14 protein-coding genes are annotated in these 14,940 nt (G+C 73.6%); 4 read left to right on the forward strand and 10 right to left on the reverse strand.

The window, feature by feature from the left end; all coding sequences use genetic code 11:
* The first annotated feature begins 36 nt into the window (after positions 1-36).
* The gene (locus tag PV410_RS29950; RefSeq protein ID WP_500328889.1) at positions 37-816 is read left to right on the forward strand and encodes a class I SAM-dependent methyltransferase; all 780 of its coding nucleotides are present in this window, start codon (positions 37-39) and stop codon (positions 814-816) included.
* A 20-nt stretch (positions 817-836) separates the two neighbouring features.
* Complete coding sequence (locus PV410_RS29955) at positions 837-1,796, forward strand: GNAT family N-acetyltransferase (RefSeq protein WP_500328890.1); 960 nt, start codon at positions 837-839, stop codon at positions 1,794-1,796.
* 40 nt (positions 1,797-1,836) lie between these two features.
* Here PV410_RS29955 and PV410_RS29960 read toward each other — a convergent pair whose 3' ends face one another.
* Together PV410_RS29960 and PV410_RS29965 are read right to left on the reverse strand one after the other, a co-directional pair.
* Complete coding sequence (locus tag PV410_RS29960) at positions 1,837-2,103, reverse strand: hypothetical protein (RefSeq protein ID WP_499509228.1); 267 nt, start codon at positions 2,101-2,103, stop codon at positions 1,837-1,839.
* Positions 2,082-2,936, reverse strand: a complete 855-nt coding sequence (locus PV410_RS29965; RefSeq protein ID WP_500328891.1) for an NAD-dependent epimerase/dehydratase family protein — start codon at positions 2,934-2,936, stop codon at positions 2,082-2,084. The genes PV410_RS29960 and PV410_RS29965 overlap by 22 nt, the downstream gene beginning before the upstream one ends.
* 305 nt (positions 2,937-3,241) lie before the next feature.
* Between PV410_RS29965 and PV410_RS29970 the strand changes: the two genes are divergently transcribed.
* Positions 3,242-4,372 carry a hypothetical protein gene (locus PV410_RS29970; protein ID WP_500328892.1) on the forward strand — a complete coding sequence of 377 codons (1,131 nt, stop codon included), beginning with the start codon at positions 3,242-3,244 and terminating at the stop codon, positions 4,370-4,372.
* Positions 4,373-4,452: 80 nt separating this feature from the next.
* Complete coding sequence (locus tag PV410_RS29975; RefSeq protein ID WP_500328893.1) at positions 4,453-6,525, forward strand: GNAT family N-acetyltransferase; 2,073 nt, start codon at positions 4,453-4,455, stop codon at positions 6,523-6,525.
* Between the two features lie 49 nt (positions 6,526-6,574).
* On the opposite strand, the gene PV410_RS29980 is transcribed toward PV410_RS29975, so the two are convergent.
* The 8 genes from PV410_RS29980 to PV410_RS30015 form a co-directional block, all read right to left on the reverse strand.
* Positions 6,575-7,597, reverse strand: a complete 1,023-nt coding sequence (locus PV410_RS29980; protein WP_500328894.1) for an LLM class flavin-dependent oxidoreductase — start codon at positions 7,595-7,597, stop codon at positions 6,575-6,577.
* A gap of 90 nt (positions 7,598-7,687) precedes the next feature.
* Positions 7,688-8,932, reverse strand: coding sequence for a cytochrome P450 family protein (locus tag PV410_RS29985; RefSeq protein ID WP_500328895.1), 1,245 nt, complete (start codon positions 8,930-8,932; stop codon positions 7,688-7,690).
* On the reverse strand, positions 8,932-10,185 hold the full coding sequence (locus PV410_RS29990) for a cytochrome P450 (protein WP_500328896.1): 1,254 nt from the start codon (positions 10,183-10,185) through the stop codon (positions 8,932-8,934). The genes PV410_RS29985 and PV410_RS29990 overlap by 1 nt, the downstream gene beginning before the upstream one ends.
* Positions 10,182-10,826 (reverse strand): GTP-binding protein, encoded by a 645-nt coding sequence (locus PV410_RS29995; RefSeq protein ID WP_499509236.1) that lies wholly within the window; start codon positions 10,824-10,826, stop codon positions 10,182-10,184. Before PV410_RS29995 ends, PV410_RS29990 begins: the two co-directional genes overlap by 4 nt.
* Complete coding sequence (locus PV410_RS30000) at positions 10,807-11,166, reverse strand: DUF742 domain-containing protein (protein ID WP_499509237.1); 360 nt, start codon at positions 11,164-11,166, stop codon at positions 10,807-10,809. Before PV410_RS30000 ends, PV410_RS29995 begins: the two co-directional genes overlap by 20 nt.
* Positions 11,163-11,606 carry a roadblock/LC7 domain-containing protein gene (locus PV410_RS30005; RefSeq protein WP_500328897.1) on the reverse strand — a complete coding sequence of 148 codons (444 nt, stop codon included), beginning with the start codon at positions 11,604-11,606 and terminating at the stop codon, positions 11,163-11,165. The genes PV410_RS30000 and PV410_RS30005 overlap by 4 nt, the downstream gene beginning before the upstream one ends.
* Entirely contained in the window at positions 11,603-13,135 is a 1,533-nt protein-coding gene (locus tag PV410_RS30010) for a sensor histidine kinase (protein ID WP_500328898.1), read from the reverse strand. Before PV410_RS30010 ends, PV410_RS30005 begins: the two co-directional genes overlap by 4 nt.
* A 460-nt stretch (positions 13,136-13,595) precedes the next feature.
* Entirely contained in the window at positions 13,596-14,855 is a 1,260-nt protein-coding gene (locus PV410_RS30015) for a YbfB/YjiJ family MFS transporter (RefSeq protein ID WP_500328899.1), read from the reverse strand.
* Positions 14,856-14,940: the final 85 nt, after the last annotated feature.

Consider the following 14,940-nt stretch of genomic DNA (forward strand, 5'->3'; position numbering starts at 1 on the left):
TGCGTTCCGCCCGGTGCTTCTGCCATCCTCGCGCCCATGTCCACGTTCCAAGATCTCCTCGCCGAAGGGGAGGCCGTCCCGACCGAGGGATGGGACTTCGCCTGGTTCACCGGCCGCGCCACCGAGGAGCGCCCGTCCTGGGGCTACAGCGGGCTCCTCGCCGAGCGGACGGCGCGGGCCGAGGCCGTGCTCGACATCCAGACCGGCGGCGGGGAGGTCCTGGCGACCGTGCCCACCGCCCCGCCGGTGGTCGCGGCGACGGAGTCCTGGGCGCCCAACCTGGAGATCGCCCGCCGCAACCTGGCGCCCTTCGGCGCCACCGTCGTCGAGGCCGACGACACGGCCGACCTGCCCTTCCCCGACGGCCACTTCGACCTGGTCGTCAGCCGGCATCCGGTGGTGACCCGCTGGGACGAGGTGCGCCGGGTACTGCGTCCCCGGGGCACCTACCTGTCCCAGCAGGTCGGCGCCGGCTCGGTGCGGGAGCTGACGGACTACCTGATGGGGCCCCGGCCGGTCGCCACGCACACACGGGACCCCTTCACGACCACGGCCGGCTCCAGCGGGGTCGAGGCCACCGCACGCGCCGAAGCGGCGGGCCTGGAGGTCGTGGACCTGCGCCAGGAGGCGCTGCGCATGGAGTTCCACGACATCGCCGCCGTGGTCCACTTCCTGCGCAAGGTCATCTGGATCGTGCCCGGCTTCACGGTGGACGCCTATCGCGAGCAGCTGGCGCGGCTGCACGACTTCATGGAGCGGCACGGGCCCTTCGTGGCGTACTCGCAGCGCTATCTGATCGAGGCCCGCAAGGGCTGACCACCGGAAGGAGCACACCCGTGATCGCGCCGACCACCAGGCCGTTCGCGGAGTCCGACGTCGATGCCGCGGCCGGCCTGCTCGCCGCCCGCCACCGCCGCGACCTCGCCCGGGACGCCGCGCTCGACCCGGGTTTCACCGAACCGGCCGCCTGCGCGGCCCTGCTGCGGGACGCCTGGGAGCAGGGCGCGCGGGGCGCGGTCGCGGAGACGGCGGACGGCACGCCCGCCGGGTACCTCCTCGCCGTACCCGGCGACGACGGCCGGGGACGGCACGTCTGGACGGGCCCCGGGCACTACGCGGCACGCGACGGGGACGTACTGCGCGGGCTCTACGCGGACCTGTCGGGTCCATGGCTCGCCGACGGGCGGCTGCACCACTACGCCGTCGCGGCCGCCGGCGACCTGCCGGTCTGGCTGTCGCAGTGCTTCGCGTACGAGCAGGTCCACGCCGTGACGGACCTGGCGACGGAGGCGGCCGTCCGCCACGACGACGTGCGCGCCGCGGGGCCGTCGGACCTCGCCGCGCTGGAGCCGCTGTTCCGCCTGGTCGCCGACGCGCACGCGGGGCCGCCGGTCTTCGCCTTCATCGAGCCGTCCTTCTACGAGGGTCTGCGCCCGGGCCACTTGGAGCTGCTGGAGGACCCGGCCGTGTCGTACTGGCTCGCCGAGGGGCCGGAAGGGGTCCGTGGCTTCTGCGTCATGCGGCCGGTGCCCGACGACGAGGTCTCGCTGACGACGCCGCGCGGCTCGGTCGAACTGCTCCTCGCCGCGACCGTTCCGGAGCACCGCGGCAGCGGTGTGGGGCGCCGGCTCACCGAGCACGCCTTCGCGGACGCCGCCCGGCGCGGGTTCCGCGTGTGCGTGACGGACTGGCGGGCGGCGAACCCGCTGTCCTCGGTGTTCTGGCCGCGTCGCGGATTCCGTCCCGTCGCCCACCGGCTGCACCGCCTCCTCGACCCGCGGCTGCCGCGGGGCTGACCTCGCACGGCGGCCCGCGCCGAGGAGGCGCCCGGGGTGGTCACTCGACGACGCCGAAGTCCTCCGGGAACGTCTCCAGGAACGCGCGGCGCCGGGGGTCGGCCTCGGCTGCCGCCATCGCCTCGAGCACGTCGAGCAACTCGGCCCGCTGTGCTTCCGACATGCGGTCCACCACGGCCGCGACGCCCTCCAGTGCCGTCACGGCGTCGTCCTCGTCCATCTGTTCGTCGTCCGTGCCGTCGATGAACCAGGTGACGTCCACGAGCGCCTCCGCCAGGGCGTGGGTCAGCGAAGGGTACTGAGGCATGGGCGTGTTCTCCCCGGGGATGGTGGCTGCGGTGTTCCCCGGTATCCCATCACAGGCCTCTGACAACATTCTTCCGGGTCGGCGCCGAAGGTGCGCGAGCGTGACCTCGGGCAGGGCGTACGGGCCGCCCTGGGGCACGGCGGGGTCCGGTACGGCGTCGCCGTCCGCGGCGGTGAGGCGCGAGGCGTGCTGCTCGGGGTCGTCGACGGGGGTGCAGTCGAGCACCGACGGGGCCGGGAGTTCCCAGAAGCGGCGGGTGTTGGCGGAGACGCGCCGTGGCGTAGCGCACGCCGGGCGGCGCGGTGAGCGCGGCCCGGGTCCAGCCGACGGCGTCGCGGTGGCTGAGCCAGGTCGCCAGGTGGCGGCGCTCGCCGGGTTCCGCCTCGAAGCTGCCGATGCTGCAGGCAGATGACGCAGAGCCCGAACTTGTCGGCGTAGAGCCGTCCCAGCGCCTCGACGGCCGCCTTGCTGACCCCGTACAGGCCGTCGGGGCGCACCGGTTCGTCCGGGGCGGTGCGTTGCCCGGCGGGGTGGAAACCGGTGACGCGGTTGCTCCCGGTCGGCACGACGCGGCGGATGCCACCCCGCCGGGCGGCTTCCAGGACGTGGTGGGTGCCGAGGACGTTGACCTCCAGGAGGTCGGCCAACGGGGCCTCGTCGGGGATGCCGCCGAGGTGCAGGACCCGGTCGACGCCCACCAAGTCGGACCGCACGGCGTCGGCGTCCTGCAGGTCGACGGTGTGCACCTCCTCGTTCGCGGCTTCCGCGACCAGCGGGACCCGGTCGAGCAGGACCAGCCGTGCCGTCTCCCCGCGCAGTCCGGCGCGCACCACGGAGCCGATGGTGCCCGCCGCGCGGTGATCGCCAGCGCTCCCGCCTCATGGCCAACTCCCCGTCACACAAGGCCCGTTCCGTCGCGCACCAGCTCATCCATGAGCCGGTGACGGACTGCCCTGACGAGGTGTCATTCACTTTCCGTTGGCGTGACGTTCCCGTGCGGTTCCGCAAGGCGGGCACGCCGGGGGCGGATTGGCGCGGGCCCATGGGGGACCGTTTATGCTCTGCTCCGTCATTGGGTAGTTGTGAACTCAACCACGTTTGGCCGTCGAGGGGACAGCGCGCCGTGAACCGTCCGGGGATGTCGATCAATCAAGTGCGGATAGCCGTGGCCTTGCTCAGCCTCGCGCTGTTCGCCCAGACGGCGTTCTGGCTGCTCTACGACATCGTTGTCCGCGGCCTGCCGGGCGCCTGGTCGCTGTGGACCACCGGGTGGGTGCCGGGGCTGTCGGCGACCTCCTCGCTCGACCTCGGCCTGGCGGCGCTGCAGCTCTGCGCCGGTCTGGCGGCGCTGTTCCGCACCCGCGGCGCGGGCGGCCTGCTGGTGACCGCGTGCACCGTGACGCTCGGCTTCCGCCTCCCCGCGGTCTGGTACCTGCTGCTCGACTCGCCGTCCGACCCGTGGTTCGGCACCCTGAAGGGTGCCTCGCTGAATGCCGTGGGCAGCACCGCCGTCCTCGCCGTGGTGCTCACGCTCATCCTGGGAGGGCTCCTCCTGCTCGCCCGGCACATGGAGTACGAGGCCGCCGCCGCCGCGGACTCGGTGACGGGCGGCATCCGCCCGGTGAAGGTGACGGCCACCGCCTCCGGGCTGCTGCTCGCGGTGCTCAACGTCTTCTACATCGGCCGGAACGCGGTGACGGCCGTTCAGGTCGGGCCGGGCGTGCTCAGCGACCTGATCGTCGGCAAGGGCAGCGGGCGGGCGATCCTCGCGGTGCCGTCGCCGTACCAGTGGGTGTGCCTGACCGTGCTGTGCGGGGCCGGCATGCTGCTCGCGGCCCGGCGGCGGCCCACCGCCCCGGGCTTCTCGGTGGGCCTGTCGCTCTTCATGATGCCGTCGGCCTTCACGGAGCTGTGGGGCTACGCGGTCGGCACGATGCCCGTGACCGCCGTGGACACCTCGCAGAGCCTGCTGGAGTTCGTCGGTTCCGCGGCGGTGGTGGCCCTGATCGTCGGCGACGTCCGCCGCGACCGCCGGCCCGACGACGCCGACCTCGACGTCATGGCGCCCGCCGTGCCGACGGGGATCGCGGTGGCCGCAACGGCCGTACGGACCGTACCGGCCACGCCGTCCGTGCCCACCGCCGAGGACGCCGACGCGGCGGAGGAGACCGGCGGGGCCGTGGACGTCAGCGTCCCCGCCCAGCGCAACGCAGATGCCGAGCCCGACGCCGAAGCCGGCCGTCCGGCGACCGAGGCCGCCGACGCCTGACGCGGGCACCGTCCCCGCCGGACCGGCTCCGCCGCGAAAAACATTTGCGCGGGGCCGGCACCGGTACCGACAGTTGCGGCATGCCCCTCACCGTGCGCCCCGCCGTCCCCGAGGACGCCTCCGTCATCTGCGAGTTGCTCAACGCCGTCGACGTCGTGGAGCTCGGGCAGCCCGAGACCGACCTGGGGACCGTCGAGTCGTCACTGGTCCACCCCGAGGCCGACCTGGAACGCAACTCCTGGCTGGTCTTCGAGGACGGCGCGCCCGTCGCGTTCGGGCTCCTGTGGGACGACTCCGGTGCCGAACGCATCGACGTCGACCACTACGTCCTGCCCGCGCACCAGGAGGCCGGGGAGCGGCTGCTGGACCTCCTGCAGAACCGGGCCGCCGGGCGCGCCGCGGAGAACGGCGTGGCCCGGGCCGTCGTCCATCTCGCCCTGAACACCGCGCCCACCATGGACACGTCCCGTCTGACGCGGCGCGGCTGGAAGGCCGTACGGCGCTACCACGTGCTGACCCGCCCGCTGTCCGCCGCCGCGGACACCGTCCCCGAGCCGCCGCCCGGGCTGACGCTGCGCGACTGCACGGAGGAGGTCGACCGACGCCGCGCACACGAACTCCTTCAGGAGACCTTCGCGGAACACTTCGACCACCAGCGGCGCACCTACCCGCAGTGGCTGGACGACCTCGGCTCTGGCATCGACTGGTCCCTGGTGTGGATCGCCTCGCTGGAGGGCGCGGGGGACGTCGGCGTGGCACTGACCCGTGACGACCGCGCGGCCATGGCGTGGATCCGCAGCCTCGGGGTGCGCAAGGAGGCGCGGGGCCGGGGCATCGCCGGCCACCTGCTGCGCCACGCCTTCGGGGTCTACGCCGCCCGCGGCCGCGGCGGCACCACCCCGTGGGGCACCGTGCTCTCGGGCGAGGAGAACTTCAACCAGTACTTCGGCAACGCGGCCTCGGTCACCGACCCGGTCACCGCGGAGCGGCTGAAGCGCTACGGCGTCGCCGGCGCGGCCAGCGAGCGCAAGTGGGAGCGGTTCGACGACCGCTTCGACCTGGCGAAGGAGCCCAACGAGGTCAACCGCTTCGGCTGGATCGTGGAGCTCGACCCCTTCGACCCGGACTCGACGCCGCGCAAGCACACCGCGCTCGGCCGCTTCAAGCACGAGGCCGCGCAGCCCCGGCTCACCGATGACGGCCGCCCCGTCGTCTACATGGGCGACGACGAGCGCTTTGACTACATGTACAAGTTCGTGGCGAGCAAGGCGATGCGGCACGGCAGCGGCCGGGCCGTCCGCGAGCACAACCTGTCGCTGCTCGACGAGGGCACGCTCTACGTCGCCAGGCTCACCGGCGACAGCCCTGCCGCGGAGTTCGACGGCAGCGGGAAGCTGCCCTCGGACGGCGAGTTCGACGGCTCGGGCGAGTGGATCAGGCTGGCGAGCGGCACCACCTCCTTCGTGGAGGGCATGACCGCCGAGGAGGTCTACCTCTTCACCCGGATGGCGGCGGACAAGGCCGGTGCCACGAAGATGGACCGCCCCGAGGACGTCGAGCCCAGCCCGCGCACCGGTCGCGTCTACGTGGCGCTGACCAACAACACCAACCGCGGCAAGGCCGGCTCCGCCGGCCCCGACGAGGCCAACCCGCGGAGCAACAACAAGCACGGGCACGTGCTGGAGCTGGCCGAGTTCTTCGACGACCCTGCCGCCGACCGCTTCGCGTGGCGGCTGTTCCTGGTCGCCGGAGACCCCTCGGACCCCGCCACCTACTTCGCGGGCTTCCCGAAGGACGACGTCAGCCCGATCTCGTGCCCGGACAACGTGGCCTTCGACCCGCACGGCAACCTGTGGATCTCCACCGACGGCGCGCCCGGCACCCTCGGCACCCACGACGCCCTCTTCGGCGTCGCGGTCAGGGGTGACAAGCGCGGTCAGGTCCGGCAGTTCCTGAGCGTGCCCAAGGGCGCCGAGACCTGCGGCCCGATCGTCCAGGACCAGCGCGTCCTGGTCGCGGTGCAGCACCCCGGCGAGACCGACGGCTCCACGTACGAGAACCCGTCCTCGCGCTGGCCGGACGGCGGCAAGCGGATCCCCCGCCCCTCCGTCGTCGTGGTGTGGCGCAAGGACGGCCGCGACATCGGCGTGTGACGCCACGGCCCCGCCCGGCGTGCCGGGCGGGGCCGCTCCACGGCGGCCGTCAGGCGGCCGGGGCCGGACGGCCGAGGGCCGGTCCGAGCCGGGTGGCGATGTCGGTGAGGATCTGCACGTAGTCCTCGGGCTCGAAGGCGAACGGCAGCGCGAAGGCGACCTCGTCGACCTCGCGGAAGGCCGCGTGCGCGGAGAGCCGCTCCGCGATCTCCTCGGAGGTGCCGACCAGGTCGGGGGCGAACAGCAGCCGCCCGGGGCCCTGCGGGCCGGCGGTGCGCGGCAGCCGCCGGCGGGCGTACTCCCGGTACTTCTCGCGCTGGCCGGCCGAGGCGCTGTCGGTGGGGACGACGACCAGTCCCTGCGAGACCCGGGCCCGTTCGCCGTCGGGGTGTGCGGCACGGAAGGCACGGACGTGGGACAGCTGGATCGCCGCGAAGTCCTCGGACTCCTCCGCCTTGACCACGCTGCTCGTCAGGAAGTTCATCCCGTGCTCCCCGGCCCACCGCGCCGAGCGCAGGCTCCCTCCGCCGTACCACATGCGGTCGCCGAGCCCCGGGGAGTGCGGCTGGACGCGGTCGGAGAAGACCTCGAAGCCCTCGGTGCCGCTGAAGGCGGTGGCCGGCTCGCCCCGGACGAAGCCCAGCAGGCGTTCCACCCGGGTGTAGGAGAAGTCCTCGTGGCCCGCGGTGTCCGGGTAGAGGGCGCCGCGGACCTCGTCGAAGTGCATCGGCGGGCCGACGCTGACGCCCGGGTTGAGGCGGCCGCCGGACAGCAGGTCCACCGTCGCCAGGTCCTCGGCCAGTCGCAGCGGGTTCTCCCATCCCAGCGGGATGACGGCCGTGCCGAGTTCGATGCGGCTGGTGCGCTGCGAGGCGGCGGCGAGGACGGCCACGGGCGAGGAGATGCCGAACTGCAGGTGGCGGTGGCGCACCCACGCACTGTCGAAGCCCAGTCGCTCGCCCAACTGGATCATCTCGAGCGTCGCCTCGTGCCCGCGCCGCGGGTCGGCCTCGTCGAACAGCCCGATCGTCAGGAAGCCCAGTTTGCGCAGCGGCCTGCCGTACGACGGCACGGCGCCCTCCTCGTCGCGGGGTCGGGCGGGACCGGCACCGCCCCGCTCCGGCTCGAGCGGGGCGGGACGGTGCCGGACACCGACGGTAGGTCAGTTCACGGTGACCGGCAGCTCGTACAGGTCGTTCTGGGTGACCACGGGCTTGTTCCGCAGCTCCGTCGCCGGCACCGCCAGGTCGAGCTTGGGGAAGCGCTCGAACAGGGCGGGCAGCGCCACCGAGGCCTCCAGCCGGGACAGCGCGGCGCCCGGGCACACGTGCGGGCCGTGGCCGAAGGCGATGTGCCGGATGGGGTGCTCGCGGGTGATGTCGAAGACGCCGGCGCTCGGACCGTGCTGCTTCTCGTCGCCGCCGATCGCCGCGTAGGAGACGATCAGCGCCTCGCCCTTGGCGATGACCTTGTCGCCGACGGGGACGTCCTCGGTGGCGAAGCGGATCAGCACGTGGGAGGTGGGCGTGGAGTGGCGCAGCGTCTCCTCCACCACCGACTCCCAGCTCGCCTTGCCCTCCCGCACCAGCGCGAGCTGGTCGGGGTGGGTGAGCAGGTTGACGACCGCGTTCACGATGAGGGAGATCGTGGTCTCGTGGCCCGCGGCGATCATCAGCTGCAGGGTGCTCTGGATCTCCGCGTCGGTGAGGTGGTCACCGTCCTCGGAGGCCGCGATGAGCGCGCTGGTCAGGTCGTCGCCGGGCTCGGCGCGCCGGTCGGCGACGGTCTTGGCCATCAGGGTCGCGAGCTCGCCGAGGGTGGCGATGACCTCGTCGGGCGGGGTCTGGGTGGAGAAGAACTTCTCGAACAGCACCTTCAGGCGGGGCAGGTGGGCCTCGTCGATGCCCATCAGCTCCTGCACGACGTACATCGGCAGCGGGTAGGCGAAGGTGGCCTTCAGGTCCAGCACCTCGCCCTCACGTGCCGCCTCCTCGACGCGCTCCAGGAGACCGGCCGTCAGCTCCTCGATGCGGGCCCGCATCTGCTCGACGCGGCGGGGGGTGAGCGCCTGGGCGACCAGGGCGCGCAGCCGGCGGTGGTCGGCGCCGTCCACGGTGAGCATCGAGCGGCCGGGGTTGGCCAGGCCGATCAGCGCCCAGTCGGCGGGTATCTCACCGCGGGTGAAGGCGTCCCAGTGGGCGATGTCCTTCACCAGCCGCGGGTCGGTCAGCAGCGCGCGGGCCTCGGCATGGTGCGTCACGGCCCACACCGGCACCCCGCCGGGCAGGACGACCGCGGCCAGCGGGCCCTCCTCGCGCAGCGCGGCGCTCTCGGCGACCAGGTCGCCCACCAGCGGGTCCAGCACGATCGGGGAGGCCGCGCGGTGGCCGGTGACCGGGCATTCCATCAGAGTTCTCCTAGCACGGGGGTGGGTGTGAAACGCACGGGGAGCTTGGTCATGCCCCGCAGCCACGGGGACGGACGGCGCACCAGTTCGGCGGGGTCGACCGCCAGTTCGAGGTCGGGCAGCCGGTCCAGCAGCACCTCGATGCCGGTGCGGGCGATGGCCTCGGCGATCTCCTGCGCCGGGAACGGGCAGCGGTGCTCACCGTGGCCGAAGGAGAACCAGGCGTTGTTGCCGTTGGTGGATGCCCCGGCCTCCAGGTGCACCTGCGGGTCGGCGTTGGCCGCGGCGAAGCCGAGGATGAGCAGGTCGCCGGAGGCGATCTGGCGCCCGCCGAGCCGGGTGTCGCGGCTGGCCCACCGCCCGGCGATGTTCTGGCTGGGGGTGTCCTCCCACAGGACCTCGTTCATGGCCTGTCCGACGCTGTTCCGGCCACCGGTGAACGAGGCGGCGAAGCGGTCGTCGGTGAGCATCAGCCGCAGCGAGTTGCCGATCCAGTCCGCGGTGGGCTGGTGCCCGGCCACGGTCATCACCATCAGGTCCTGCACGATCTCCTCGTCGGAGAAGTCGTACCGGTCGGCGAGCATCCGCGAGACCACGTCCGCGCCCGGCTGCTCCTTCTTCGCCTCGAGCAGCTCGGTCATCGCGGAGTAGACGTACATCTGGCCGGCGATGGCGTCCGCGCCGCCGTCGACCAGGTCCTTGACCGCCTTCACCAGGCGGGGGCCCTGCTCCTCGGGGAAGCCGTAAAGCCGGGCCAGCACACGGACCGGGAGCAGCATCGCGAACTCGTCGAGGATGTCCGCCCTGCCGCTGCCGCAGAAGGTGTCGACCAGCCCGTCGGCGTAGCGCTCGGCGTGACGGCGCAGTTCGACCGCGTCGATGGCCTCCATGGCGTTGCCCATCATCGCGGCGCGCTGCCGGTGCCGCTCGCCCACGGTGTAGAGGATCGACGGCTGCTTGCGCCCGATCATGGGCAGCAGCGGCCAGTCGTCGGGGATGCGGTCCCACTGGTTCCACAGGTCCGAGTCGCGGCTGAAGAGCACCGGGTCGCCGGTGACGTGCAGCAGTTCCCGGTAGCCCAGCACGAGCCAGGCCGGTATGCCGCCGTCGAGCTCCACGGGGGCCAGGGCCCCGTGCTCGCGGCGCAACTCCCGGTACAGGGCGGCCGGTTCGACGTGGAAGCGCGGACCGCTGAACGGCACCGCCCCGGCGAACGGGCAGGCGCCGGCGGCCGCGGAGGGCTGACTGGTCACGGGGCGGTCCTCTCCCGGGGGCGCGGGCGGGCGCCGGACAGGGTCTGCAGGTGCTGGACGAGGGTGATGAGGACGTCCTTGGAGGACTGCCGGGACCGCGCGTCGCAGTCCACCAGCGGCACCCCGTCCGCCAGTGACAGCGCGTCGCGGACCTGTTCCTCGGTGTGCTTCGGCCCGCCGAAGTCGTTGCGGGCCACCACGAACGGGGTGCCGTGGTGCTCCAGGCGGTCGATGGCGTACCAGGAGTCGTCCAGCCGGCGGGTGTCGACCAGCACCACCGCGCCGAGCGTGCCGGAGAACAGCCGGTCCCACAGGAACCAGAACCGTTCCTGCCCGGGCGCGCCGAACAGGTAGAGCACGGTGCGCGCGTTGACGCTGATCCGGCCGAAGTCGAAGGCCACGGTGGTGGAGGTCTTCGCCCCCACACCGGCGAGGTCGTCGACCCCGGCTCCGGCCTGGGTCATCGTCTCCTCGGTGTTCAGCGGACGGATCTCGCTGACCGAGCGGACCATGGTCGTCTTCCCGACGCCGAACCCACCGGTGATGACGATCTTCAGCCCGTTGTCGGCGCTCGCGTCGAGCGGCGCCCGCGGCCCCGGCGGGCCGGGAACGAGGCCGGGGTCAGAGGTTGCGTAGTCCAACGAGCACCTGCTCCAGGATCTCGGGGTCCGGCAGTTGAGCCGCCGTCCGGGCGGTACGGGGGTGCCGGGCGCTGATCCGGCCGGTGTCCAGCAGGTCGCACAGCAGCACCTGGGTGATGCCGACCGGGAGTCCCAGGTCGGCGGCGAGCTCCACGACGGCGGTGGGCCGGCGGCAGATCCGCAGGATCGCCGCGTGCTCGGACTGCATCCCCGGGACCGGATCGCACTCGGCGACCACCAGGGTCACCAGGTCGAACGCGTCGGACGCGGGCCGGCTGCGGCCCGACGTCAGGGTGTACAGCCGGTCCGGATCCTCCTCCCGGCCCGGGCGGGGTGTCATGCGCCGTCGCCGTCCTCACCGGGCACCTCGCGCGGGGGAGCGCTCAGGTGCTCACCGAGCTGCTCGACCAGCTCGTGCATGTTGTGGCCGATCAGGCCGACCTCGGCGTCGTCGTCGGCGACGACCGCGAGGTGGGCGCCGTCACCGGCCTCGACGATGAACAGGATCCCGCCGTAGAACTCGGCCATGGCCTGCCGCACGCCGCCGCTGCCGTCGCCGAACTCCATGGACGCGCCCTGCGACAGGCTCTGGATGCCGGCGGAGATGGCCGCGAGCTGGTCCGCCTGGTCCACCGAGAGCTCGGGGGTGCGGCACAGCTTGAGCCCGTCCCGGGACAGGACCAGGGCGTGGCGGGCGCCCGGGGTGCGCTCCAGCAGGTTCTCCAGCAGCCAGTTGAGCCGCTCGTCCGTACTGGTGTGGCCGGTGGCCGGTGCGGTCATCGCGCGTCGCTTTCTGGGGATGGGGCCGTCGCGTTGTGCTCGTCGCGGTCCGCGCGGGGCGCGGTCGCGGGTGACGCATGGTCGGGGGCGGGTGCGGGGGCGGCGGGGGTGGTGCCGTGCACCGCGCTGCGGAAGGTGCTGAACCGTGCGGCCCGTTCGGCCGCCGTGCCGTGGCCGCCGGAGCTCGAAGCGGCCCGTGCGGCGGGCCGGTCGTGGCCGGCGGAGGACAGCGTCTGGCCGCGGCGGCGCTTGGGCAGGCCGCTCTCGCCCAGTTCCGGCGCCGTGCGCCGGGCCTCCTCGTCGCGGTCGGACGTCTCGGCGGGGGCCGGTACGGACGGGGCGGCGGCCGGGGCCTCCGGGGGCAGGACGGGCTCGGCGTCGGGGCCGGCGTCCGTGCCGGGACGCGGGACGGTGAGCATCTCCTGCGGGATCATCATGACCGCGCCGGTGCCACCGCGGGCCGAGGGCCGGAAGGACACCGTCAGGCCGTGCTTGCGGGCCAGCCGGCCGACGACCGTCAGTCCGAGCCTGGTCCCGGACAGGCCGGTCAGGTCCCCGGACCCGGCCGCCACGGCGCTCTGCGCCCGGCGCAGCGCGACCTCGCCCATGACCAGGCCGCTGTCCTCGACCGTGATGACCGCGCCCGCGGGCACCTCCTCCACGTACACGTGGACTTCGGCGGTGGGCGGGGAGAAGTTGGCGGCGTTGTCCATGAGTTCGGCCAGCGCGTGCATCACGCCCTCGGCGGCGTGGCCGACGACGGCGACCTCGCTGGTGGAGTGGAGCCGCACCCGCTGGTAGCCGGCGATACGCCCCATCGCGCCGCGCAGGATCGACTCCATCCGGATCGGCTTGGCCCACCGGCGTCCGGAACGGGCCCCGGTCAGCACGGCGATGCTGTCGGCGAGGCGGCCGGCCTGGGCGGTGCGGTGGTCCAGGTGCAGCAGGTCGTGCAGTACGGCGGGGTCGCTGTGGCGGTGCTCCATCTGGCGCAGGTCGGCCAGCATTCCGGTGGCCAGTGCCTGCATGCGTCCCGCGGCGTTGGCACCGACGGCCATCGCCGCGGCGCGGCGCGACTCGCTCGTGCCGACCCGGTCGGCGATCAGGGCCAGCATGCGGCGCTGCGGGCCGGTCAGTGGCTCGCGCACCGCGGTGAGCACCCGGTCCACGGTCTCACCGGCGGCGATCCGGCCGACGGCGGCCGGCAGCAGCTCGTCGGCGAATCGTTCCGCCTCGGCCCGCAGGGCGTCGAGCTGTCCGGCGAGGCGCCGGGCCCGCCAGCGCTCCTGCGCCGCCACGGCCACGGCGCAGGCCAGCGCCAGGATCCCGGCGGCCGCGCCGATCACCGCGGGGGCACGCAGCGACCCGGGGGCGGCGACCACCAGCCACACGGCGACCGGGACGGTGACCACCAGGGGTACCGCCAGGGCCCGCGCCAGGTACGCGAACGGAGCACGCTGCTCACGCCGCCGTGCCGGGATGCGCAGGCGCCCGGTCCGCGGGCGCGGGAGCGCGGTCTGCGCTGTCATCGATCAGGACCTCGGGGCCGTACGGACGGATGGGATGGGCGAAGCGGAATCCAACAAAAACGGGCACCACCACGGGCACGAATCCCAGGCGGGTTCCGTGTTCGCGGGGAACTCGCGGTCACTATATGCGAGTTGCCAGTGGTGTTGATCAATGCTCCGATGACATTTGTTGGCTGGTGAGGATATGTGAGGTTGCCGCGGCATGCCGGCGCCCGAGCGAGGGGGAACCGGCGCCTCCGCTCCCCGCAGGCACCGCCACCGCCACGTCCACCGCCGCCGCGGCTCCTCGGTGCCGCTGACCACGTCGTTCGCCCTACCGAACGGGTCGGGGCCACGGCACGCGCCCGGCGGTCGGCGGCCCGGGGCCCGCCGGGCGCGGACCGCGGGCGGCGGGAACCTGACGACGTGTCCACTGTGCGACATGTCGCAAGCGCGCCACGCCGTTCATCCCCGGACCGGCTCAGCCCGCGGCCGAGGCGGCACGGTGCACGGCTTCCGCGTCCGCCTCCAGCGGCACGTCCGCGCGGACGAACCGCGCGGCGATCGCGACGACCAGAGCCAGGACCAGGGCTCCCGCGCCGACGAGGAACAGCGTCCGGTGGTCCTGGCCGGTCCGGGCGAAGACGTAGGAGTAGAGGTAGGCGGAGAGGGCCAGCGACAGCGCTCCGGCGACGGTCGCCTTGCCCCATGCCGCCGACTGCGCCTCGGGGTGCCGCGGTACGAGTTCGTGGACGCGGCCCAGCACGACGGGCACGACACCGGGAGGGAAGGAACCGATGACCACGCTCAGCACCGCGATCTCGGGCAGGGCGTGCGCCGTGGCGAGCGCGGCGAGGGCCCCCGTCTGCACCAGGGTGATCAGCAGCAGGGCCCTGGCGAAGCCGAGGCGGTCGCCGAGGAGGCCGTAGAGGGTGGGGCCGACGAGGGCGCCGAGTCCGTACAGGATCCAGATCATGGAGCCGCCGGCGGAACCGCGGCCCAGGCCCCGGCTGACGAAGTCGGCGAGGAACGCCATGGCCGGGGTGAGACCCATCGAGATCAGGGCGTACTCCACGAGCAGCAGCCGCAGCCGCGGCGAGCGGGCGGGCTTCCGCTCCCCCGGCACCGGCACCGGCGCTGCGGCGACCGCGGACGGCGACGGGGCGGCGACCGGCGTCGGCCAGCCGTTCCAGCTCAGTACGGTGAGGATCGCACACAGGACGGCCAGCCCCGCCCAGGTCCCGCGCAGTCCGAAGTGCAGCAGCAGGGGCACCAGGGTCCCCGTGGCGGCGATGCCGACACCGAGCCCCGCGAAGATCGCCCCGCCCGCCAGCCCGCGCCGCTCCCCCTTCAGGTACGGGAGCACGGCACCGGCCACCCGCACCATGATCACGCCGCCGGCGAGCCCCGAGGCCAGGCGCCAGAGGAAGAACCACGGCACCGAGACGGGAACACTGCAGGCCAGCAGCGCGAGCGTGGCGAGCGCCATCATCCACCGCAGGGCCCGGCGGTCGCCCAGCCGGCGCCCCACCCACCGGGCGCTCAGCGCGCCCGCCAGGTACCCGGCGAGGTTGGCCGCGCCGAGGTACGCCACCGCGGACGGGGAGAACCAGTGGGCGTTGATCAGTTCGGGGACCAGAGGCGTGTAGGCGAACCGGGCGAGGCCGATGCCGACGAAGCTGGCGCTCGCGCCCGCCGCTATGGCCCGCCATGCGGCGGGTCCCGGTGGTGTGGTGGTCATCTGCTCGCTTCCGCCTTCCGCCCGGTCGCGACGGATCCGGGCGGCGCCCGGTCCGTCAGCAGTCCGGGCCATCTTTGACAACACC

Source organism: Streptomyces sp. PA03-5A, from assembly GCF_033792725.1.
Classification (GTDB): Bacteria; Actinomycetota; Actinomycetes; order Streptomycetales; family Streptomycetaceae; genus Actinacidiphila.

What these genes read in the sequence shown, in the direction of transcription:
- PV410_RS30010 (WP_500328898.1), bottom strand. Translation starts at nt 13,135, where the DNA reads ATGACAGCGCAGACCGCGCTCCCGCGCCCGCGGACCGGGCGCCTGCGC.
- PV410_RS30005 (WP_500328897.1), bottom strand. Translation starts at nt 11,606, where the DNA reads ATGACCGCACCGGCCACCGGCCACACCAGTACGGACGAGCGGCTCAAC.
- PV410_RS30015 (WP_500328899.1), bottom strand. Translation starts at nt 14,855, where the DNA reads ATGACCACCACACCACCGGGACCCGCCGCATGGCGGGCCATAGCGGCG.
- PV410_RS29970 (WP_500328892.1), top strand. Translation starts at nt 3,242, where the DNA reads ATGTCGATCAATCAAGTGCGGATAGCCGTGGCCTTGCTCAGCCTCGCG.
- PV410_RS29975 (WP_500328893.1), top strand. Translation starts at nt 4,453, where the DNA reads ATGCCCCTCACCGTGCGCCCCGCCGTCCCCGAGGACGCCTCCGTCATC.
- PV410_RS29960 (WP_499509228.1), bottom strand. Translation starts at nt 2,103, where the DNA reads ATGCCTCAGTACCCTTCGCTGACCCACGCCCTGGCGGAGGCGCTCGTG.
- PV410_RS30000 (WP_499509237.1), bottom strand. Translation starts at nt 11,166, where the DNA reads ATGACACCCCGCCCGGGCCGGGAGGAGGATCCGGACCGGCTGTACACC.
- PV410_RS29950 (WP_500328889.1), top strand. Translation starts at nt 37, where the DNA reads ATGTCCACGTTCCAAGATCTCCTCGCCGAAGGGGAGGCCGTCCCGACC.
- PV410_RS29985 (WP_500328895.1), bottom strand. Translation starts at nt 8,932, where the DNA reads ATGGAATGCCCGGTCACCGGCCACCGCGCGGCCTCCCCGATCGTGCTG.